This is a genomic window from Paenibacillus sp. Paensp111, from assembly GCF_059492195.1.
In genome coordinates this window covers 966,610-988,118 of record NZ_CP168527.1, presented here as the reverse complement: position 1 = coordinate 988,118, position 21,509 = coordinate 966,610, and the positions used below count along the sequence as shown (strand labels likewise).

18 protein-coding genes are annotated in these 21,509 nt (G+C 48.0%); 5 read left to right on the top strand and 13 right to left on the bottom strand.

The features are described from left to right. Positions 1–27: 27 nt before the first annotated feature. The 3 genes from gltB to ACEN86_RS04535 all read right to left on the bottom strand — a co-directional run bounded on the left by gltB (position 28) and on the right by ACEN86_RS04535 (position 7,841). Complete coding sequence (gltB, locus tag ACEN86_RS04545; protein ID WP_495633170.1) at positions 28–4,623, bottom strand: glutamate synthase large subunit; 4,596 nt, start codon at positions 4,621–4,623, stop codon at positions 28–30. A 299-nt stretch (positions 4,624–4,922) separates the two neighbouring features. Continuing rightward, positions 4,923–7,196 carry a YhgE/Pip family protein gene (locus tag ACEN86_RS04540; protein WP_495633169.1) on the bottom strand — a complete coding sequence of 758 codons (2,274 nt, stop codon included), beginning with the start codon at positions 7,194–7,196 and terminating at the stop codon, positions 4,923–4,925. A 48-nt stretch (positions 7,197–7,244) separates the two neighbouring features. After that, complete coding sequence (locus tag ACEN86_RS04535) at positions 7,245–7,841, bottom strand: TetR/AcrR family transcriptional regulator (protein WP_495633168.1); 597 nt, start codon at positions 7,839–7,841, stop codon at positions 7,245–7,247. 301 nt (positions 7,842–8,142) lie between these two features. On the opposite strand from ACEN86_RS04535, the gene ACEN86_RS04530 reads away from it, so the two are divergent. Further along, positions 8,143–9,297, top strand: a complete 1,155-nt coding sequence (locus ACEN86_RS04530; RefSeq protein ID WP_495634216.1) for an MGDG synthase family glycosyltransferase — start codon at positions 8,143–8,145, stop codon at positions 9,295–9,297. A gap of 15 nt (positions 9,298–9,312) precedes the next feature. On the opposite strand, the gene ACEN86_RS04525 is transcribed toward ACEN86_RS04530, so the two are convergent. The 6 genes from ACEN86_RS04525 to ACEN86_RS04500 form a co-directional block, all read right to left on the bottom strand. Further along, positions 9,313–10,077 carry a cell wall hydrolase gene (locus tag ACEN86_RS04525; RefSeq protein WP_495633167.1) on the bottom strand — a complete coding sequence of 255 codons (765 nt, stop codon included), beginning with the start codon at positions 10,075–10,077 and terminating at the stop codon, positions 9,313–9,315. Positions 10,078–10,238: 161 nt separating this feature from the next. After that, on the bottom strand, positions 10,239–10,793 hold the full coding sequence (thpR, locus tag ACEN86_RS04520) for an RNA 2',3'-cyclic phosphodiesterase (protein WP_495633166.1): 555 nt from the start codon (positions 10,791–10,793) through the stop codon (positions 10,239–10,241). Between the two features lie 182 nt (positions 10,794–10,975). After that, positions 10,976–11,317, bottom strand: coding sequence for a KGG domain-containing protein (locus tag ACEN86_RS04515; protein WP_495633165.1), 342 nt, complete (start codon positions 11,315–11,317; stop codon positions 10,976–10,978). 196 nt (positions 11,318–11,513) lie between these two features. After that, positions 11,514–11,681, bottom strand: a complete 168-nt coding sequence (locus ACEN86_RS04510; RefSeq protein WP_495633164.1) for a hypothetical protein — start codon at positions 11,679–11,681, stop codon at positions 11,514–11,516. 202 nt (positions 11,682–11,883) lie between these two features. Continuing rightward, positions 11,884–12,348, bottom strand: coding sequence for a Dps family protein (locus ACEN86_RS04505; protein WP_495633163.1), 465 nt, complete (start codon positions 12,346–12,348; stop codon positions 11,884–11,886). 117 nt (positions 12,349–12,465) lie between these two features. Then, positions 12,466–12,855: a DivIVA domain-containing protein gene (locus ACEN86_RS04500; protein WP_495633162.1), complete on the bottom strand. Its 390-nt coding sequence runs from the start codon at positions 12,853–12,855 to the stop codon at positions 12,466–12,468. 270 nt (positions 12,856–13,125) lie between these two features. On the opposite strand from ACEN86_RS04500, the gene ACEN86_RS04495 reads away from it, so the two are divergent. Beyond that, complete coding sequence (locus tag ACEN86_RS04495; RefSeq protein ID WP_495633161.1) at positions 13,126–14,805, top strand: alpha-amylase family glycosyl hydrolase; 1,680 nt, start codon at positions 13,126–13,128, stop codon at positions 14,803–14,805. Between the two features lie 48 nt (positions 14,806–14,853). On the opposite strand, the gene tatA is transcribed toward ACEN86_RS04495, so the two are convergent. Then, positions 14,854–15,057, bottom strand: coding sequence for a twin-arginine translocase TatA/TatE family subunit (gene tatA, locus ACEN86_RS04490; protein WP_495633160.1), 204 nt, complete (start codon positions 15,055–15,057; stop codon positions 14,854–14,856). A 191-nt stretch (positions 15,058–15,248) separates the two neighbouring features. Between tatA and ytaF the strand changes: the two genes are divergently transcribed. The 3 genes from ytaF (at position 15,249) to ACEN86_RS04475 (ending at position 17,305) form a co-directional block, all read left to right on the top strand. Continuing rightward, positions 15,249–15,866, top strand: coding sequence for a sporulation membrane protein YtaF (gene ytaF, locus ACEN86_RS04485; RefSeq protein WP_495633159.1), 618 nt, complete (start codon positions 15,249–15,251; stop codon positions 15,864–15,866). A 176-nt stretch (positions 15,867–16,042) separates the two neighbouring features. After that, on the top strand, positions 16,043–16,978 hold the full coding sequence (locus ACEN86_RS04480) for a hypothetical protein (protein WP_495633158.1): 936 nt from the start codon (positions 16,043–16,045) through the stop codon (positions 16,976–16,978). Between the two features lie 75 nt (positions 16,979–17,053). Then, complete coding sequence (locus tag ACEN86_RS04475) at positions 17,054–17,305, top strand: NHLP leader peptide family RiPP precursor (RefSeq protein ID WP_495633157.1); 252 nt, start codon at positions 17,054–17,056, stop codon at positions 17,303–17,305. Positions 17,306–17,371: 66 nt separating this feature from the next. On the opposite strand, the gene ACEN86_RS04470 is transcribed toward ACEN86_RS04475, so the two are convergent. The 3 genes from ACEN86_RS04470 to ACEN86_RS04460 form a co-directional block, all read right to left on the bottom strand. After that, on the bottom strand, positions 17,372–19,288 hold the full coding sequence (locus tag ACEN86_RS04470; RefSeq protein WP_495633156.1) for an ATP-binding protein: 1,917 nt from the start codon (positions 19,286–19,288) through the stop codon (positions 17,372–17,374). Positions 19,289–19,587: 299 nt separating this feature from the next. Next, on the bottom strand, positions 19,588–20,598 hold the full coding sequence (locus ACEN86_RS04465) for a LacI family DNA-binding transcriptional regulator (RefSeq protein ID WP_495633155.1): 1,011 nt from the start codon (positions 20,596–20,598) through the stop codon (positions 19,588–19,590). Between the two features lie 106 nt (positions 20,599–20,704). Continuing rightward, positions 20,705–21,481 (bottom strand): Cof-type HAD-IIB family hydrolase, encoded by a 777-nt coding sequence (locus ACEN86_RS04460; RefSeq protein ID WP_495633154.1) that lies wholly within the window; start codon positions 21,479–21,481, stop codon positions 20,705–20,707. Positions 21,482–21,509 lie beyond the last annotated feature (28 nt).

The following is a 21,509-nucleotide window of genomic DNA, read 5'->3' as shown; positions in this document are numbered from 1 at the left end:
TGGACTTACAGGTCTTCGATTTAGCGATTAGTTGCCAGCGCGGGCAAGCTCACGCATATTGGCTTCAAATGCGGCAAGCAGAGCTGCTTCGCCTTGAAGGCCTTGTTCTTGAACTTTGCGGATCTGTTGTAGCATCCGCTTGTAATCCTTCGGAATAACCCGTACGAAGGAAGCCAGTGATTCATTCCAGTTATCCAGCACCTTGCGGCCCACAGCACTCTCTGTGTACTCCACATGGCGGCTGATCAGGGAACGAAGCTCTTCCGCCTCGTCGGCTTCCTCGACACGCTCAAGCAGAACCATTTCCAGGTTGCAGCGGTCAAGGAACGTACCTTCCGGATCATATACATAAGCGACACCGCCGGACATTCCGGCTGCGAAGTTGCGTCCGGTTCCACCTAGGACGACTACACGTCCGCCCGTCATGTACTCACATCCGTGGTCGCCTACACCTTCAACCACGACATTTGCCCCGGAGTTACGCACCGCGAAGCGCTCGCCCGCGATACCGCGGACATAAGCTTCACCGCTGGTCGCTCCGTAGAAGGCCGTGTTGCCGGCGATGATATTCTCTTCGGCAACGAAGGTAGCTTTCGGTGATGGTCTCACCGCCAGCTTACCGCCTGACAGGCCTTTACCAATGTAATCATTGGCATCGCCCTCAATCGTCAGCGTCATGCCCTTCGGCACGAACGCTCCAAAGCTTTGACCCGCCGATCCGACAAAATGGAACCGGATCGTGTCTTCCGGCAGACCCGCTGCTCCGTATAAGCGGGTCACCTCACTACCGAGGATCGTTCCTGTAGCGCGATCCACGTTCGTGATCGGCAGCTCGGCTTGAACCCGTTCGCCGCGTTCAAGAGCAGGCGCTGCGAGGGCAAGCAGCTTAGTCATATCGAGCGTCTTCTCGAGGCCGTGATTCTGCTGCTGGGTATTGTAGCGGTCTGCACCTTCATGAAGGGCAGGAACATGCAGCAGCGGGCTCAGGTCTACGCCGCTCTTCTTCCAGTGATTAACGGCTTCGCTTGTCTCCAGACAGTCGGTCCGGCCCACCATTTCATTGATAGTGCGGAAACCAAGCTCAGACATCCACTCACGCAAATCTTCAGCAACGAAGGTCATAAAGTTGGCCACATGCTGTGGATCACCGGTGAAATTCTTGCGAAGCTCCGGATTTTGAGTAGCTACACCAACCGGACATGTATCCATATGGCATACGCGCATCATGATACAGCCAACCGCGATAAGCGGAGCTGTAGAGAAGCCGTACTCTTCGGCACCGAGCAGAGCGGCAACCGCTAAGTCGCGTCCGTTGAGCATTTTACCATCTGTCTCAAGAACAACACGGTCACGAAGATTGTTCATAATCAGCGTCTGATGAGTCTCGGCAACACCCAGTTCCCAAGGCAGACCTGCGTGACGAATCGAACCTTGCGGTGATGCGCCTGTTCCGCCGTCATAACCGCTGACGAGAATGACATCTGCCCGTCCCTTGGCTACACCCGCTGCAATTGTACCTACGCCAGCCTCAGATACCAGCTTCACGTTAATACGAGCCCGCGGATTGGAGTTCTTGAGGTCGTAGATGAGCTCGGCCAAATCCTCGATCGAATAGATATCGTGATGCGGAGGCGGCGAGATCAGGCCAACACCCGGAGTTGAACCGCGGACTTCCGCAACCCAAGGATATACCTTACGGCCTGGAAGCTGTCCGCCTTCACCCGGCTTCGCGCCCTGCGCCATCTTGATCTGAATCTCATCCGCATTCACCAGGTAGTGGGATGTAACCCCGAAGCGTCCGGAAGCTACCTGCTTGATGGCACTACGGCGTGAATCTCCATTAGCATCCGGCGTGAAACGAGCCGGGTCTTCCCCGCCCTCACCAGTGTTGCTCTTGCCGCCTACGCGGTTCATACCGATCGCGATAGACTCGTGAGCTTCCTTACTGATGGAACCGAAGGACATTGCACCGGTCTTGAACCGCTTCATGATCGAAGCAGCAGATTCAACTTCTTCAAGTGGAACCTTAGGACCCGCTGGCTTCAGATTAAGCAGGGAACGAAGCGTCAAATGGTTCTCATTCTCTCCCTGAACAAGCGCAGCGTATTTCTTGTATATTCCGTAATCTCCCGTACGAACTGCCTGCTGAAGCAGGTGAATCGTCTGAGGATTGAACATGTGTTCTTCTGAATTCGCACGCCATGCATACTCACCACCGGAGTCCAGCACGTTATCGTTGCCGTCCTTCTCATTGAAGGCCCGGTAGTGCTGAGCGATCGTCTCTTTAGCTACTTCTTCAAGTCCGATTCCTCCAATACGTGAAGGAGTCCATGTGAAGTAACGATCTACGAATTCCTGATTAAGACCTACAGCCTCAAAGATTTGAGCCCCGCGGTAGGATTGAATCGTGGAGATCCCCATCTTGGACAGTGTCTTCACGACACCTTTGGTAGCAGCCTTAATGAAGTTCTTCACAGCCTTCTCATGGGAGATCCCGCGAAGCATACCTTGTGAGATCATATCATCCAAAGTTTCGAAGGCCAGATAAGGATTCACCGCACTTACGCCATAACCGAGCAGCAGTGCAAAATGATGAACTTCACGCGGCTCACCGGACTCAAGAAGGATACTTACCTTGGTACGGGTCTCTTTGCGAATCAGATAGTGGTGCAGGCTGGATACCGCAAGCAGCGAAGGAATAGCCGCCTGCTCTTCATTAACGCCACGGTCGGACAGGATCAGGATATTATGACCCTTCTCAATGACACGGTCAGCGGCGCTGCACAGCGTATCGATCGCTTTGCGAAGTCCCTCAGCTCCCTCGGCAACCGGGAACAAGGTTGGGATCGTCATCGATTTGAAGCCCGGACGGTGAACGTGGCGCAGCTTCGCGAAATCTTCATTCGATAGAATAGGAGATTCAAGGCGGATATGACGACAGCTTTCCGGTTCCGGATTAAGCAGGTTGCGTTCAGGACCTATCGTGGTCAGCGTCGATGTTACCAATTCTTCACGAATCGCATCAATCGGCGGATTCGTAACCTGGGCGAACATTTGCTTGAAATAGCTGAACAGACGCTGAGGCCGGTCAGACAACACGGCGATTGGGGCATCATAACCCATGGAAGCAATCGCTTCCTGTCCAGTGGAAGCCATCGGCTCAAGCACTTTGCGAAGCTCCTCGTAGGTATAACCGAAGGACAGCTGCTGTTTGGTTACATTATCATGTCTTTGCTCCGGCAGTTCAGGAGCCTCTGGCAGATCATCAAGATGAACCAGATGCTCATTCAGCCATTCACGATATGGATTCTCTGTGGCGATGGAAGCTTTCACTTCCTCATCCGAGATAATCCGGCCTTCCTTCGTATCTACCAGCAGCATCCGGCCCGGACGAAGACGGTCTTTGTACAGAACGTTCTCCGGCGCGATATCCAGGACACCAGCTTCGGAAGACAAGATGATCAGATCATCTTTGGTTACATAGTAGCGGGAAGGACGAAGTCCGTTACGGTCAAGAATCGCACCGATCTGGATTCCGTCGGTGAAGCCCATTGCAGCCGGGCCATCCCATGGTTCCATCAGGGAGCTGTGGTATTCATAAAAGGCTTTCTTGCTGTCGTCCATGCTTTCATGGTTATTCCAAGGCTCTGGTACCATCATCATGGCTACGTGCGGCAGAGAGCGTCCGCTCAAATACATGAATTCAAACGTATTATCAAACATCCCGGTATCCGATCCATCCGGGTTAATAACCGGCTTCACCTTAGCCAAATCTTCTCCGAACACTTCGCTTTGGAACAGGGATTGACGGGCATGCATCCAGTTAACATTACCGCGAAGGGTATTGATCTCGCCGTTGTGGATCATGAAACGGTATGGATGCGCGCGTTCCCAGCTTGGGAACGTATTTGTACTAAAACGGGAATGTACTAAAGCGATAGCGGACTCAAGCTGTTCATTCTGCAGATCCAGATAGAACTCGCCTACCTGCTCGGTTGTGAGCATTCCTTTGTAGACTACCTTGCGGCAGGAAAGACTCGGCATGTAGAAAGCATCGCCCTGCTCCGCTCCACCATAACGGATAGCCAGTTCGGCGCGGCGGCGAATGACGTAAAGTTTGCGTTCAAAGCTCAGATCATCCTTAATATCAGCGCTGCGGCTGATAAAAGCTTGACGGACATAAGGCTTAGCTTCCTTGGCGGATTTGCCAAGCATCTCGTCGTGCGTTGGCACCGTACGGAATCCAAGCAGCTGCTGCCCTTCTTCTTCAACAATCTCCTTGAATTTCGCTTCCTGACGGCTGCGAACCTCTTCATCATGAGGCAGGAAGATCATACCGACGCCATACTGGCCTGCTTCAGGTAGGCTGAAGCCCAGTTTCTCTGCTTCAAGTGCGAAGAAGCGGTGCGGTAGCTGAATCATGATCCCTGCTCCGTCGCCGGAGTTAGGCTCACTGCCTTGTCCGCCGCGGTGCTCCATATTAATAAGCATAGTCAGAGCCTGGCTGACAATATCGTGAGACGGCCGTCCTTTAATATGGGCTACAAAACCCATACCACAGGCATCTTTTTCAAAAGCCGGGTCATATAAACCTTGCTTTGCCGGAATATCCGTATGTTTCATATAACATGCAACCTTTCTGTTCGTAAAATAGCTCGTTCCAACCAATTTATACGCAAAACGGCAGGTTTCCAATAGACTTTTGAACACTTTATTTGCATAAATCCTCTGATAAATGGATCATCCATTCCAAATTCTCAGCTGCAACACGAAAAACGAGACAGAAGTCACATTCGTATTATTGTTCTTGATATTGTAGCATCCCGTTCTCTATGTGGGAAATCTAATCTTTTTATGAAGCTGATAAGATTTTTTATGAGAAAAGGCGTCCCTATGAAGGAACGCCTCTCAAACTATCTATTTTATGCAAGTGGTGTAACAATCTCTTCCTGATTCATATCTGTTGATTTAGGTGTTCTCAGCAGGAAGTAAGCCAAAGTAATCAATACGAAGACAATACCATACACAAGCAGCAGATCAAATTGATGCCACATGGTGCTGTAGTCTCCGCTTGAGATAACCGTCTTGAATCCTGTCACGGAGTGGGACATTGGCAGCCAAGGGTTGATTGGCTTCATCCAGTCCGGAAGCAGCTCCAGCGGGAAAGTGCCCGCACTGGTTGTCAGCTGCAGCACCATCAGAATAACTGCCAGGAACCGGCCTGGTTGATCCAGCCAGGTCACAATGGCCTGAATGATCATCATGAAGGCAAAGCTTGTGGCGAATGTGAACAGATAGAAGAGCGGTAAGCTCTGTACCTTGAGTCCAACAAGTACCAGGACAAGCGTAGCCACGACAATCGATTGGAACAGGCTCATGAGCAGGAAGGTAAATGTACGGCTGAAGAAGCGCTGCAAGCCGGACGCATCCTCTACGGTAGTTCCTCTCATGGAGATAATAATTGTAGAAAGAAGTGCACCTACAAAAAGACTGATCGACAGGAAGTAAGGGGCAATCCCTGTTCCGTAGTTGGTGATTTTTTTGGATGTGTTCTCGGAGACCTCGACAGGCTGAGCATACATGGTAACCCGCTCATCCGTACCCTTCACATCAGAAGTCTTGTCAGCTGCTTCATTCAGCTTATCCGCAAGCTTGCCTGAGCCGCTCACGAGGTCGCCCATCCCGTTCTTAAGTTCACCTGCACCCTCATCCAGCTTGACGGAACCGCTGGCAATCGTGCTAACGCCGCCGCCGAGCTTATGAATTCCATCTACCAGCGAACTTGTGCCGTCAGACAGCTGCTGGGCACCGGATGCAAGCTTGTGGCCGCCTGCCGCCGCCTCGGACAGCTTGGAGCCGAACTGCTGCATTCCCCCGGTAAGCTTAGGTCCAGCCGCCTGGAGCTTGGATGCCCCGTCCACCAGCTTCTGATTCCCTGCAAGCAGGGCATCACTTCCGGAGACAAGCTGCTTGTTCCCATCCGCAAGCTGATCGCTGCCGTCAGACAGCTGCTTGCTGCCCGCTGCAAGCTGACCGCTGCCAGCTGCAAGCTGCTTTTGTCCTTCAGCAACCTGCTCACTGCCCTGGGCTACAGCCTGGCTTGCCGCGAGCAACTTCTGAACAGATGGATCTTTGCCTAGAGCCGGGTTGGCTTTGACCAGCTGATCCAGTCCCTGGGCTACACCCTTGGCGCCCTCAGCTACCTTCGCGCTGCCATCGGCGGAAGACTGCAGTCCTTGATTCAACTTCGTACTTCCGTCCACCGCAGCATGAAGACCCTGCTGGAGCTTGGTTGTTCCCTCAAGCGAAGCATGGAGTCCTTGATTGAGCTTCTTGTTCCCTTCAAGAGAAGACTCTAGCCCGCCGGTTAACTGGGAAGCCCCCGCTGCGGCCTGCTCGGTCCCGCTTTGGAGCTGCTTGTGGGCAGCGCTGAGCTGATCAAGTCCGCTTGCTAATGAGGAAGCCCCCTTGTTCAGCTCCGAAGCACCGCTTTGAAGCTTGCCGGCGCCATTCGCTAGAGGTACCATACCGGCCTGAAGCTCCGAGGTTCCGTTGACTAATTTATTCAGATTCTCCTTCAGCTTGGCCGCACCGTCCTGCAGCTTGCCGGCACCTGTGTGAATATCACCGGCACCGTTGCCCGCTTCGGTCAGACCCGAGGATATCTCGGATACCTTATCGAACAAGCTGTTGGTATAGGCCTCAGTCACCTTAGCTGAGATCTTTGCTTTTAGGTCTTTGACCGCACTGTTGCCGATCTGGCCGGCAACGAAGTTATAATTCCCATTCGGTTCATAGATCAGATCAGCCGGCTGCGGATGATCGTTCATGAGGGTGGTAGCCTGGGATGAGAAATTCTCAGGAATTGTAATCTTCATATAATAGCGGTTCTCATCAATACCCTGCTGAGCTTCCTTCTCGGTTACGAAATTCCATTTGAAATCCTCATTCTTCTTAAGCTCATCCACCAGGTCGCTGCCGATATGCAGTGATTTCCCTTCATATTCAGCGCCTTTATCTTGGTTGACTACCGCAACGGGTAGTTGATCAAGATGACCATACGGGTCCCAGAATGCGGATAAATACATTCCGCAGTACAGAATAGGCACGAATATGACCGCAATGAACGATATCAGGGTCATTGGCTTCTTAACGCCTGACTTCATATCCTTGAAAAACACAGATAATGCTCTCATCGCGATTTCTCTCTCCTTTTAAATCTCTATCTGTTTAAGTTCGGCAGATTACTCTCTCTTGTCCCTGCTGCCTGCTGCAATACCATCCGTCAAAAATAACTTGATATAATCCTTGATCTCATCTTTCGTCAAAGGCTTATGCTGTTTATTCCAATCTGAAGCGAGGGCAATATACAGCTTAAACATAATGAACGAAGCGACCTCAGGATTAATCTGGCTGATTTCGCCCTGTTCAATCGCATGGCCGATCTGCTTCCCCAGGTAGTCAATGATCACATTCTCGACACGCTGCATAGCTTCTCTTGCCTGCGGCGTTCCAAACTCTCTGACCTCCTGAGCCAGCTTGATCAGCAATTCATGCTCTTCCCTGAATTCAAGCACACCATCCAGTGCATTATACAGATTGTCAAAAAACGATTTGTCTTTCTCAACCTGCTGCTCCGTGATTCGTTTCATCTCAAGCAGAACACCCTGAAGAATGTCGTCGAACAGCTCTTCTTTATTCGCGAAGAAGGTATAGATCGTGCCTTTACCGACGTTAGCGATCCTGGCTACCTGATCCATAGTGGTCGCTTTGTAGCCGAACAAAGAAAAAGACTTTGTTGCTGCTTCTATGATTTGTTTGCGCCGATCGATGGTGGACACCTTTTCCCTCCTTCCTCAGTTAAATCAGAACTAATTGACTAAATTTTAATTTAGGTCATTCGGTCATTGTTAAATTTATCACCCTTTAATTGAATTTGCAACTGATTTTCATCATTTTTTCATTTTGAAATTCTATCATTAATATTCCCCGACCTTGGTCCAGTATTTATCTGGTCCACGGCCTGTTCTCTAAAAGCGCGAACCGAAATAAACTATAGATAAGTGAACAGCGTTAATATACATATGGAAACAAAAAAAGCCTCCTTATAATAAGGAGGACTAAATGAAGCAGGTGAACATAGTGAACAGAAAAAGAGTGCTTATTCTATCTGAAGGCTTTGGAAGCGGGCATACTCAGGCTGCTTATGCTCTGGCTGCAGGTATGAAAAAAATCAGCCCGGGTATACAGACCAAGGTGCTGGAGCTAGGTTCTTTTCTCAATCCTGTTGTGGCACCGATCATTCTGTCTGCCTACCGCAAGACTGTCGTTACAAGTCCAGCCTTAGTCGGCATGCTGTACCGCAAGCAGTACGAGAAGCCTATTAACCGCTTGACCCGGCTTGCCCTTCATAAAATATTCTATACTCATACGGCTAATCTCATTAAGCAGCTGAATCCGGATCTCATTATATGCACCCATCCGATTCCAAGCGCCGTCATTTCTCGGCTTAAATCGGCGGCAGGTCTAAAGGTTCCCTTATATACCGTGATTACTGATTATGATGCCCATGCCGCATGGATCAATCCTGAGGTTGACCGGTATCTGGTCTCCACGCCCGAGGTCCGCAGATTACTACTGAACCGCGGAATTACACCGGAAGCTGTTCATGTCACCGGAATCCCTGTTCACCCGAATTTCTGGACGACCGGGAATAAGGAGTGCGTTCGCAAGGAATTACAGCTTCGCAACATCCCCACAGTCCTGATTATGGGCGGCGGATGGGGCCTCTTGTTCAAGAAACAGGTACTCGATTCTCTGAGCTCTTGGAGAGACAAGGTTCAATTGGTCTTTTGCACAGGTACAAATGACAAACTGGCTTCCAAGCTGAAAAGTCATCCTGGCTTTAATCACCCCAATGTGGTTATTCTCGGCCATACCAAGGAGATCAGTAAATGGATGGATGCCTCTGATCTGCTCATTACAAAGCCTGGCGGAATGACTTGTACAGAAGCGCTGGCCAAGGGACTTCCGATGCTGTTCTGTGAATCTATACCGGGTCAGGAAGAGAGCAACCGGCAGTATTTCGTAACCAGCGGTTATGGCGAGACTCTGGAGGCTGAAGCCATTGATCGGTGGTTCGAGCGGCTAACCAGCAGACACCGGACGGTACAGTACAACTCAGCAAGGTATCAAGCGTCCAAGGTGGATTATAAGCCTGACCGCTGTGCTCATGATTTAGTGGAAATACTTTACGACAACAGTAATTCTCGTACGCTTAAGCAGATCAGCATGTAACTTAGGCATAGAAATTTATTTGTAAAAAGTATGATTGCCAATTTGCTTCGTCTTCTTCTGAGTACGTGCAACAGTTAAATCACTGGCAAGCTTGATGGATAGGAAATAGTACGTATCATCACTGACTTCTTTACGTCCATACAGAGCTTCGGTAACTGCACGAACGGTATCCTTGTTAGGCTTCACACGGTTTAGTCGTCCATTCTGAACAGGACTGAACTGATATTTCTGATATACCACATCTTTAATCGTATCGGGATAATTGGCTGACCGCAGCCGGTTCAGGACAACATTGGCGACTGCCACTTTGCCCTTGTACGGTTCGCCTTCTGCTTCTGCCATGACAATCTTTTGCAGGAGAAGCAGCTCTTCTTCTGACAGCGCGTATTTCCAGGTGGATTTACTTTTATCCTCCGGACTTAATAGCGCAGTTCTGGTGAAGAAAATTTGTTTTGGGGGGATGGTTTTGTCCAGTTTTGCAGCAGTCACGTGCTGCTCTTTGACTAGTCTGTTCTTGTCTATCGCTTGCTTAAAGTCATGTCCCACCACAGCAGCATGAGGTATATTGTTCCTCTGTACTGACGAAATTGAAGGTTCAACCGGACGTAAAATCTGATCCTGCATCATAGGAATAGCGGATTCTGCACCCAACCTTGGCATACTCATGATCCCCTGTTCTTCTATTCCTGCCGTCCTCCATAATAGACAAATTGAACCCACACATACTAGAATAGCGCCGATCAACAGCGCGACGTAACGATTTTGTTTGAATAAATCCATAGTGACCTCCTGCGTTCCGGTATATTCTCTCTATGCTATGAAGTCGTCCGAAACCTCCCGCTCTCCACGAGAGACGCTTCATACGGTACATCTGTTCTTGCGTACTCTATGTTATGTAACCGATTATGAGAGATTTGAATAACAACTCCCGGAAATTTTTTTTATAACATGATCCTCTCGATCACTTCGTACATGGGATTTCGCCCCATCCGCGTTCTGTAAATGACGAATGAATCAGGGCTCCACTCTCCAAAAGAAATACGGTCATCCTGGCTTAAGAAATCCTCGCCCTGGAACGACCTTGCCAGTGTAATATGCGGCTTATAAGCACGCTCCTCAGGCTTGAACCCCAATCTGGCTGCTGCGCTTTCAACCTGCTCGTGAAGATCACTGAGCCGTCCCGTCTTTCCGCTGACGCCAGTCCAGAGTACGCTAGGAACGGCAGGCCGTCCGAATGTCCCGAGGCCGCGAACCTCCAATTGGAAAGTTCCGAAGCCTTCCGCAGCCTTTCGAAGCTCAGCATGAAGCTGCGGCACATTCTGCATAAGGGTATCCCCCAGAAATTGAAGCGTGATGTGTAGGTCCGCCGGATGCACCCATTTCCGGAACTGCAGCTGCTTCCTGTGCTCATCCATCCATTCTCCAATTGCGTTCTGAATCGAATTCGGAAGTGGAACAGCAATAAATAAACGTCCAGTGTCAGGTTTAGGGTCCATAGTGATACCTCCGGTATTATAACTTTCTTCCCAAATTTGGCGAAGTTTGTTATTAGTATTCCACACACATTTAGCCACTATAACTTAATCGGACATAAAAAATCAAGAAAACACCCCGGGTCTATGAATAACCCGAGGCATTTTCTTCCAATATTTTAAATTTAAGTTTGATAAAGTAAATCTTAATCGCGTTGGCGTGCGCGAGCTTCGCCGCCTTTACGGCCTGCTTCCTCACGGCTCATTTTACCATCACTGCTGCCGCTGTCAGAGTTGCCTCTGGCTTCGCCGCCTTTTTGACCGATTTCCTGATAGAATTCCTTGTCGTGATTCTTCGATGTAGCTTCTCCACCCTTTTGGCCAATCTCTTGATAGAATTCACTATCATGATTTTTAGAGGTAGCTTCGCCGCCTTTTTGACCAATTTCCTGGTAGAATTCTTTGTCATGACTCTTAGCTGTAGCTTCTCCACCCATGCGTCCTGCTTCTTCACGGCTCATCTTGTTATTATCATTGTTACGTGCCATTATGAATCACTCCTTATGGTTTTTGAAGTTATCAGACTGTCTTGTCTGCTACGCTATTCTATTACCCCGCCTCGTAGAAGATAAACATATATTTTAAATTTAGTATGTAATTGTAAAAACTCCAATAAACCAAAAACACCCGTCCCGGGTGCCGGTCGAGTGTCTTTCACCTAATGCATGTCCTATATAGTTAAATCTACAGTGCAGATACCTCTGCTGCTTCGCTTTGAGCCGATTCAAGGTTCGTAATATACTGGCGTGCAACCGGAAGATAAGTCTCCTGATCGATGAAGAGCTCACTTCCTACGGGCTCCCCATTCACTGTAATCATAATTCTCTTAAAAGCTTGTTCTTGTTCTTTCATGGTCATTCTCTCCTTTATGATAACCCCGGCACTGCCGCCGGGAAATTGTCAAATTGATAGTTGGTTAGCTGCTTGGCAGCGGCTACTTGATTAATTTACCCACCGATTCAAATGCGAAACATCCGGCCAATTCCCGTGCATTTCATTCCATAGCAAAAAGGCTCCATGCCTATGCATAGAGCCCGCGCCAAATCTCATATTGTTAACTTTGTGCAAAAGCAGACAGCATCCAGTTGTGCTTATCCAGTGCAGTCTGAATGCCCAGCAGCAGATCTGCGCTAGCCTCATCCCCGGCTTCCTCCGCAGCTTGAATGCCTTCCTTCAGCTGCGCAGTCACCAACTTGAAGTCTTCAATGACCGCAGCGACCATTTGCCCGGCAGGCAGCGTCCCTTCCGCCTCTAATACCGATGCAATCGACAGGCTCGCCTTCAAGGTAGCTACCGGCTTCCCGCCAATAGCCAGAAGACGCTCAGCAAGCTCATCCAGGTATCCAGCGGCTTCCGTATAAAGCTCTTCAAACTTCTCGTGCAGCGTGAAGAAATCCGGTCCCTTCACATACCAATGAAAATGATGGAGCTTGGTATAGAGAACTGACCAATTGGCAATTTGAAGATTCATGATCTGATGGAGTGCAGTGTCGGTATGAGAAAGTGCTTGATTAGCCATGAGTCGAGTCGTCCTCCTATGATAAGTTTAACGAACTAACATGAAGAGTCCATAAATATGGGCTGTGGGTCATCTGAACCAAGTATGTGTTCCTCATTCCGTAAATATGCACTTGAATTAAAGGTCGAACTCCTTGCGGATAGTCAGCCTGAACTGCTCAATGCTTCGCTCCAGGGAGCGAATGCCCTCATCTACAAGATGGCGGTCGACCACATTGGTGTTCTCCAGCTTGGCCTTCTGCGCTGTCAGTGCTCTCTTCTCTTCTTCCCAGAAAGCCTGTCTCCGCTGGATCTCTTTATATTTATCGAGCAAATCCGTAATAATATCGTAAAAGCGCTCATAGTCAATTATCACCTCATCGAGCAGCCGATCGACATCTTCCTTCTCATAGCCCCTCATTTTCACAGGGAAGTCCTTCTCATGAATTGAAAGTGCATCGAGCTTGATCCCGAGCTGTCTGAACAAATCCTTCTGATCCTGCAGCTTGCGTTCGTAATCCTCCTGCATTTGAATCCCTCCATAACCTGAACAAAAGATATCTTATTGTTCTTTTTTCTTCTTATAATGTATCACATTTCTAATGCAGGAATACAACCACCCGCTTCCTCGGTCCCTCCTCTAACTTAAGTCCGAACTAAAGGGGCAATTTTGAGTACAAAAAAAATAGCGCAAACGTTTTACTAAATCGCTTTCATCTATTAATATGGGAATTAGCTCCTACATAGATATTTAGCTTAATAACCGCAATTTTCCCAAGAAAGGATTGACTTATAACTTATGATGAACGGCTCAGCCCCAAAATCAATGTATACCCTTCCACGCTGGCTAACCTCTGCGGCTCTGCTCGCAGTTCTGCTGTCCGGGTGCAGTTCTTCCTCCACGCCTGCTCCCGCCCCTACTCCTTCCACAACCGTTAACAACGCAGCTTCTCAAAGCAAAGAGACGGGAAGCACGGAGAGTACAGCTTCAGTATCACAGCAAGCTTCAACCGTGTATTATGAAATCTTTGTCCGTTCCTTCGCCGATGGAAATGGTGATGGAATTGGTGACTTGAAAGGGATCACCGCCAAGCTTGATTATTTGAAGGATCTGGGGGTGGGCGGAATCTGGCTAACGCCGATCAACCCTTCGCCGAGCTATCATGGCTATGACGTCACCGACCATAGAGCCATCAATCCGGACTTTGGAACCATGGCCGATTTCGATACTCTCATTAAGGAAGCCCACAAGCGTAACATTAAAGTAATTATGGACCTGGTGGTTAATCATACGAGCAAGATGAACCCTTGGTTCATTCAGTCAGCCAAGGATGAGAAGAGCAAATACCGCAGCTGGTATACATGGGCAGAGGATCAGAACATTGAGCCTGAGGGTGCCAGTGCAACGGGCAGCGGCAACGCCTGGCGTTCTTTACTGGGAAGTCACTATCTGGCGCCGTTCTCGGATAGCATGCCGGATTTGAATTTTGATAATCCTGAGGTGAGGAATGAGATTGAGGATATTGGACAGTTTTGGCTGAAAAAAGGGCTTGATGGCTTCCGATTGGATGCAGCCAAGCATATTTACGAGAATCTGCAGTCCGACCACAACGAAGCTACTACGGCCAAGAACGTCGCCTGGTGGCAGGAATTTCGCAGCAAGCTGAATGAAGTTAACCCCAAAGCCTATATGGTGGGCGAAGTGTGGGAGAAATCTGCTTCGTCCATAGCACCCTTCCTTGATCGGGCTTTCGACTCAGGCTTCAATTTCGCACTGGCAGAACAAATTCTGAATGCCGTCTCCGCAGAGAAGGATAATAATCTCGCTTTCACTTTAAAGCGTACTCTTGATTATTATGCACAAAAGTCAAATGGTAACTTCATCGATGCCGTATTCCTCTCCAATCACGACCAGAACCGGGTGATGAGTGTCCTTGGCGGCGATGTCCACCATGCCAAGATGGCGGCGTCCATTCTGTTAACGCTTCCCGGTAATCCATTCCTTTATTATGGTGAGGAGATTGGCATGAAGGGCTCCAAGCCTGACGAGGAAATCCGCGAACCCATGCAGTGGTATGCAGCCGGCAAAGGCCCACAGCAGACGACCTGGGAACCTGCCGCGAGTAACAGCGGGAAGGATGCACCAAATGTAGAAGCCGAACTTAAGGATCCCGAGTCCTTACTTAGCCACTACCGGGAACTGATTACCTGGAGACAAGAAATCCCGGCACTTCAAGGCGGCGGGATCGACGAATATACCCAGGATAATAGTAATATAATGGCTTATGTAAGAATGTCCGGTAAGGATACCGTACTTGTAGTTCACAACCTTACGGGCAAGGAGCAGACGACTACACTAACAAGTCCCTCAGGCGTACCTACCTTTAAAAGTGTCCTGAAGACTACAGACAGCGGATCCAAGCTGGACGGGGCGAAGCTGCTACTCCCGCCATACAGTACCGTAATTGTAACGCCGTAAGCAAATAAAGCATACAAAAAGGGCACCCAGCAATGGGTGCCTACTCATTTATTTGCTATTTACTTCTTCCAGCTTATTTGTATCCGGCAGCTTCTCTTCTTCCACAATATCTCCGCGTGCGCCTCGCTTAAACTCTTTCAGCATCGATCCGAAGCTGCGTCCGAGTTCAGGGAGCTTGCTTGGACCAAACAACAACAGTGCAGCAATGACAAGCAGCAGCAAATGAGTTGGCCGCAGTAAATTTTCAAGCACAATTATCACTCCTCAGTGGATCATACTCAAATTATACACGTTTATACGGCTTCTGGGTAACATTTTATCGACAAAAATGGAAACAAATCTTGCACTCCGATTGCAATCATCTTCGCCTTATTTCCAGAGAAACCAAACTGAGCGACTGGGCATATGCTGATCTCATAAGCAATGGTAAAGGGGCGAACCTCATGAGTACTTATAGTTTGATGGCCGTCTTAGCAATCGGTTTGGCTTCCAACCTTGATAATGCCGGAGTTGGAATTGCCTATGGCGTACAAAAGATCCGTATCCCTTGGTATTCGAATCTGGCAATTGCCATCATTTCCTTCCTAGCGACCTTGGTATCCGGTCTATTTGGCAGCATGATCTCCATATGGATGGAGCCGTGGATCGGTCAGGCCATAGGCACCGTAGTGATTGTCGCTGTAGGGATCTGGGTTCTGCTGCAACCCTTCCGGGAGAAGAGCACCAGGCCAACAGCCGATAGTGGTAACGGAAGCAGCTTCACCCGCTTGCTGAGCAATCCTGCGGAAGCTGACAGAGACAGCTCTCAGTCCATCAGTCTGGCGGAATCCCTACTCCTCGGTATAGCTCTGGCTATGAATGCCCTGGCTGGAGGATTTAATGCGGGAATCACGAACCTTAATGTATGGCTGACCTCACTCTCCGTCGGGTTCTTCAGCTTCGTCCTGCTTGCCCTCAGCTCTTTATTCGGAGAGCGTTACGCTGCCGAGAAGCTGGGCAACCGGGCAACGGTAGTATCCGGGCTGCTCCTGATTGTGATAGGCATTCATCAGATGTTCTAGCTGTCCTTGATTTTGAGAGTCCCTGGGCTTTAGCTGGCGGGCTCTCCCATTCATAAAATTGACGCATTTTCAGATCCCAAAAAAGTTTAGATCACATGCAAACTAATTCAGAATTAAGGGCGTTATCTATATATCGCAGCTTGTCTACTCATGAAATATATGAAGGGGGACGAAGTATGAAGGATTGGTTTGATGCTTATAGAGAGGACATGCAGTGGGCGTTCGATGAAGCTGAGCAAATTATTGCAAAGATGCCCGGGGTGTTCAGGACTACGGCTCTCAAGATGCTGGATGAAGCTCATGCCCTGAAGGAAGACAATCCTAACAACTATATCAGCTTCCTATTGCCATTATGGCTCCGGAGCTGTTCACAGCTCAGTATTCAAGACACCCGCAGACTTTCGCTCGCCAATATTTTTGGGATGATGTATTTTCAAACCATTGATTATGTGATGGATAGTCCCGGTGAAAGCCCCCCTGAGCTCCTTCCTCTAGCGAACCTGCTTCAGCAGGAATTCTTCCACATCTACAGTTCGTACTTTCCGGCTGAATCCGCATTCTGGGATTATTACCGCATCTATTTGCAGCAGTGGGCTGATGCCGTAACTTATGAGAATCAAGAGAACTATTTCCTGGATAATCCGGTCCGTATGGCACACAAGGCAGCTCCTATCAAGCTGTCCGTTGCAAGCAGTCTTATGATGTCCGGGCAAACCTCACTCATCCCCCAGCTGGAAGACGCTACCGATTATGCCCTCATTACACTGCAAATGCTGGACGATGTTATGGATTGGAAGAAGGACATGAAGGAGGCGAATTACAACAGCCTTGTCGCGTTCGTTCGTGCCGAGCTCCAGATCCCAGCGGATCAAGCCGTATCCGCAGAACAGATTGAACAAGTAATCTACATAAAAGACGGTCTTAACCGTTATGCAGAACAAGCTGCAGCTAATCACCTGCAGGTGGAAGCTATCAACGAGCTAGTGCCGCATCTAAGAGATTTCAGCTATCATTTGCTTGAAGAACTGCGAAATGCAGCGGAGAATATCGAAAAAGATCGAATGTTGTTACAAACAGGAGGATTGAACTATTGGCTTTCTAAAAATGTATAAAATTACTAGATAATCCATGAACTATATGATACATTGTTATTGGAACAAAATACCTATTTTGAAAGGAAGATTACTATGTCAACTGATGCTATTCTTACAAATCAAGTAATTCAGAAAGCCTGGCAGGACCCAAGTTTCAAAGCACAACTCCTTGCCAATCCTAAGAAAGCCATCCAGGAAGCATTGGGCGTAATTCTTCCAGAAAATATCAGAGTGAATGCTGTTGAAGAGAAGCCTGACGAGTTCTATCTGATTCTGCCACCTAGCCCTGAGAAGTCGCTTAACAAGAACACAGTAATGAAGAATACTTGGACCGGGTTCCCATAAGTATGGTTCTAAGGGGCGATAACCTACTTACTTATTTAACACTCTACTAAGATACTTAATTGCTTACTAGCTCTGATAATCCGGTTTCCTTATTTCGGGGAACCGGATTATTGCTTCTGTCCCCACCCCCTTCTCACTCTTAAAGGTTAAATCTCCATTCATGACTTCAATGATACCATAAGTAACCATAAGCCCCAGTCCAGTCCCTTTACTTTTGTTAGAAAAGTAGGGTTCACCAAGCCGGGCAAGCTCTGCTGCGCTCATCCCTTCCCCATTATCCTTCACATGAATATAAATATATCCTTCTTTGGCATAAGCCCAAATCTTAATTTCCCCTTCGCCCTGAAGAGCCTCTATGCTGTTCTTGATAATGTTAATGAAAGCCTGCTTGAACTTGGAGGTGTTCCCCTTAACCTCGAGCAGCGGCGGAATATCCATAGTAATGCGCCCGCCCTGAAGATTAGCCATCGGCACGAGAATGCCTTCAATATGGGTAAATTCATTAAGAATATTCAGAATGGTGCTCTTCCCTGCTTCCGGCTTGGCGAATGTAAGGAAGTCGGTAATGATACCGGAAGCACGGTCCAGCTCATCTAAAGCCATATTCAAGTAAATTTTGTCCTGAGTCTGCTGCTTCTCAGCCAACAATTGAAGGAATCCGCGTGTAACCTGAAGCGGATTTCTAACTTCATGGGCAACGGAAGCAGCAAGCTCACTGATGATCTCCATTTTCTCTGAACGCTGCAGTTCGTCATTGAACATTTCCAACCGCTGGGAATATTCAACAAGCTGGTCATGATTTTTAGCGAATCTTCTTCCTAGGATTACAATAAGCGATATCAGAAAGCAGACCAGTCCCCATTTCCAGACAAAAAATTCATACCGTTGGTTCTCCATATAATACCATATGAGTTCTCCTAAACTTAGAGAAGCAAGCAAAGCAAAACCAATAGAAAAAAAGATGGCTTCCATATTCCCCTTTACAGCTTCCATTATTGCGACACTAATTAATAGCGCAAACTCAGTAATCATGATAAATCCCATAATCGTTGTGGTTAGAAGAGAATATGTATGGTCATATTGATAATGATTAATGACATTGAATATCGCAAACGCAAAACAAACCAGCGAGTAACTGAGGTGAAATCTACGGATTATCGTAATCAGGGACAAGAAGCCTCTTCCGAAAATTTTTTCAAAAAATAAATTCATAGAATAAAGCAGAACAAACAATGAAATATCAAAAATCCATTGCGTATATCTTACATTAACCGGATAAAATGTATACAGGAAGGAAGAGTAAGTTACAACCAGCATACCGCTCGATAGAATAACCATAGACAGGGCCAGCCAAATAGATAGCAGTTCATAGTTCAAGAAGAAGAGACATACCAGCATGATGACTGCTATAAACATAAGTGAACCACTTAGAACAAAATCCAACACATCGCGCGTTACAAAATATCTCTCCAAATCCTCATATTTCCCTACTTTGATTAGGTCCTTAACTAGGCCTAACCTTGTATTATTAGAAGTTAACCCTATGTAAACTATTTGATTCTTATAATTAAAAGGCTGGAATGGGGCAAGAATTTTCTTTTTTCCGAATATTCCATCAGTTGGAGATTCATAGATCTTTTGGTTTCCAATATAAATAGTTACCTTCTGGGCAAATACCTTATCCAGCAATATAGCCTGAGTTCCTTCCCCCATTGGCGGCAGGGTAAACTCAATCCAAGCTTTAGTTGCTTGGCCCGGTCTACCGGGCATAGGATTATTAAGATCTGCCGGATGCCAGCCATTAAGAGTCTTGATCTCCTTATTGCCGCTAGGCATATTCAGACTCTTTACCCACGCGACATTCCAATTGGGAACACTATAGGCATCCAATTTCTTGTTATTTAACAACCCCGTTGAGAACAGAGCTAGTCCCAGCCCCACTAAAACCATAACGATGATGATACCTTTGAGCAGACCCTTCATTTCTACACCTCGACGATTTAATGGAACCTTCGGACCGATTACCCCACCGAACGGATCCTGGAAGTTTGTCTGACTGAAAAGTTAGTTATAGTCACAATAAAAGCACCCTGATATGGTGCTTTGTAATCCTTACCGGAAGATGACAAGCTGCTTGCCGACTCTCTTAAGACTATCAAATTTTTCCAATTAGGTAAATACTTTTACTGGAGTTTGTAGGTAATTAGTTCCAAAATGCCCCATTACATAGGAATAGAGACCCCTGATCACAGGAGTCTCTATCTAGAGAGCACAGATATAAATTATGAATTGGGCTGACAGGTGTCACGGATAATCAGCTCTGTAGGCAGGATCTCGCATTGTACTTCATGTTCTCCCTCAATGCAGCCAATTAATAATTCAGCAGCTCTGCTGCCAAGCAGACGCGTATCCTGTCTAATGGTTGTTAGTGCAGGCGTAAGGAACTGCGCCATTTCAATATCATCAAAGCCCATAATCGAAATGTCCTCAGGTACACGGAGTCCGCGTTCACGGATGGCCTGTATTGCCCCCACCGCAAGATTGTCCCCAGCGGCAAAGACGGCGGTTGGAAGCTCCTCAAGCGCTAATAACTGCTTCATGGCCTCATAGCCGCTTTCCATGGAATAATCGAAGGGGCCTTCAGCCACATATTCGGGCCTCACGGCAATCCCCAGGTTGTTCAAGGCCATCTGATACCCTTGATGACGCTTCTCTCCAGCAAAGGTAGACAGACCGCCCGAGATATGGGCAATCCTGCGGTGGCCAAGCGAGTAGAGATATTCTACAGCCGTAATGCCTCCCTTAATATTATCTGAACTAACCGTACTGTGCGAAGGAGAATGCTGATCAAGCATAACCATCGGTATGCTGCTGTCCATCAGTTCATGAAAGTACGGGTCTGAGTGATCCGGCAAAATAACAATGATTCCGTCCACACCTCTTATTTTGCAGTGCTCCAGATATCCGCTCTGCCTTCCTCCAATATCCTTGGAAATGAACATTAAATCATACCCCTTGGAGGTAGCGACCTGCTTGAAGCCATCAATCACCCCACCGAAGTAGGGATGCCTGATTCCGGACCCTCGTGGCTCAACAAAGAGCATCCCGATTGTCCAGGAACGCTTGGTGGTCAGGCTTCGTGCATTGGCATTAGGCACGTAACCCAGTTCGGCCGCAGTATCCAGAATGATCCGCCGCGTCTTCTGGCTCACATCGGTGTAGCCATTGAACACCTTGGAGACGGTAGTCGGCGAGTAGCCGGTCTGCCTTGCAATATCGTATATGGTGATCAAAGGGGGTCAACTCCCACATTAAGGCTCTGCCTTGTATTCTTCTGCAAATTGTAGAGAAGAGCAACATAGAAGTCAATAAGAAAAAGCCGCTGTCCGCGGCTTCTCCCTAGATGAGTCCAAGCTTCTTCAAACCATGCATGATGCCCCTGTCTCCGACATCCTTTGTCGTATATCTCGCGATTCGCTTGACTGCCTCCTGCGCGTTGCCCATGGCAACCCCATGACCCACGAACTGCAGCATTTCGATATCATTGAGATGATCACCGAAAGCAACAACTTCTTCCCGGCTTACTCCGGCATAATCAATGAACTTTGAAATTCCAGCAGCCTTGGAGCCGCCTTGGGGCAGAATATCAGTAGCTACCTCGTCCCATCTCACAAATCGGAGAGGCTGATCGAACTGAAGCAGATAATCGGGCTCCTCTTCCTTCGTACAGAACACAATACACTGGAAGATCTCTCTGTCCACATAATAATGCGGATCATATCCAGGAAGGTCCATTTGGTGAGGAATGTAGCTTGCATCCACCCGGTTGTGCTGAACCACGTTCATCTTCATGCCCTCTTCCCCGACATATAGAATTGGATTGTTCTTCTGAATACAGAACTCAGTGAGTGACTGTATGATGGCCTGATCAATAGGATTCTTATAGATTACTTTGCCCTGATATACCACGTACTGTCCATTGAGCGATACGAACGACTCGATTCCGAGAGTCTCTCTAATCTCCTTGAAGGCATAGGGTGCACGGCCAGTGGCAATCGCCACCTCGTGGCCCTGTTCTTTCAAGGACTGAACAGCCTGAATAGTCGATTCAGGCAGCTTCTTGTGATGATCCAATAACGTACCGTCTATATCAAAAAATACCAATCTTCGCTCCATACTTATCCCTCGCAGTCTAGTTATTTAA

Bases quoted from the DNA above. Each gene is read 5' to 3' on its own strand.
- gltB (WP_495633170.1), bottom strand. From the start codon at position 4,623: ATGAAACATACGGATATTCCGGCAAAGCAAGGTTTATATGACCCGGCT.
- ACEN86_RS04540 (WP_495633169.1), bottom strand. From the start codon at position 7,196: ATGAGAGCATTATCTGTGTTTTTCAAGGATATGAAGTCAGGCGTTAAG.
- ACEN86_RS04525 (WP_495633167.1), bottom strand. From the start codon at position 10,077: ATGGATTTATTCAAACAAAATCGTTACGTCGCGCTGTTGATCGGCGCT.
- thpR (WP_495633166.1), bottom strand. From the start codon at position 10,793: ATGGACCCTAAACCTGACACTGGACGTTTATTTATTGCTGTTCCACTT.
- ACEN86_RS04515 (WP_495633165.1), bottom strand. From the start codon at position 11,317: ATGGCACGTAACAATGATAATAACAAGATGAGCCGTGAAGAAGCAGGA.
- ACEN86_RS04510 (WP_495633164.1), bottom strand. From the start codon at position 11,681: ATGAAAGAACAAGAACAAGCTTTTAAGAGAATTATGATTACAGTGAAT.
- ACEN86_RS04505 (WP_495633163.1), bottom strand. From the start codon at position 12,348: ATGGCTAATCAAGCACTTTCTCATACCGACACTGCACTCCATCAGATC.
- ACEN86_RS04500 (WP_495633162.1), bottom strand. From the start codon at position 12,855: ATGCAGGAGGATTACGAACGCAAGCTGCAGGATCAGAAGGATTTGTTC.
- ACEN86_RS04495 (WP_495633161.1), top strand. From the start codon at position 13,126: ATGATGAACGGCTCAGCCCCAAAATCAATGTATACCCTTCCACGCTGG.
- ytaF (WP_495633159.1), top strand. From the start codon at position 15,249: ATGAGTACTTATAGTTTGATGGCCGTCTTAGCAATCGGTTTGGCTTCC.
- ACEN86_RS04480 (WP_495633158.1), top strand. From the start codon at position 16,043: ATGAAGGATTGGTTTGATGCTTATAGAGAGGACATGCAGTGGGCGTTC.
- ACEN86_RS04475 (WP_495633157.1), top strand. From the start codon at position 17,054: ATGTCAACTGATGCTATTCTTACAAATCAAGTAATTCAGAAAGCCTGG.
- ACEN86_RS04470 (WP_495633156.1), bottom strand. From the start codon at position 19,288: ATGAAGGGTCTGCTCAAAGGTATCATCATCGTTATGGTTTTAGTGGGG.
- ACEN86_RS04460 (WP_495633154.1), bottom strand. From the start codon at position 21,481: ATGGAGCGAAGATTGGTATTTTTTGATATAGACGGTACGTTATTGGAT.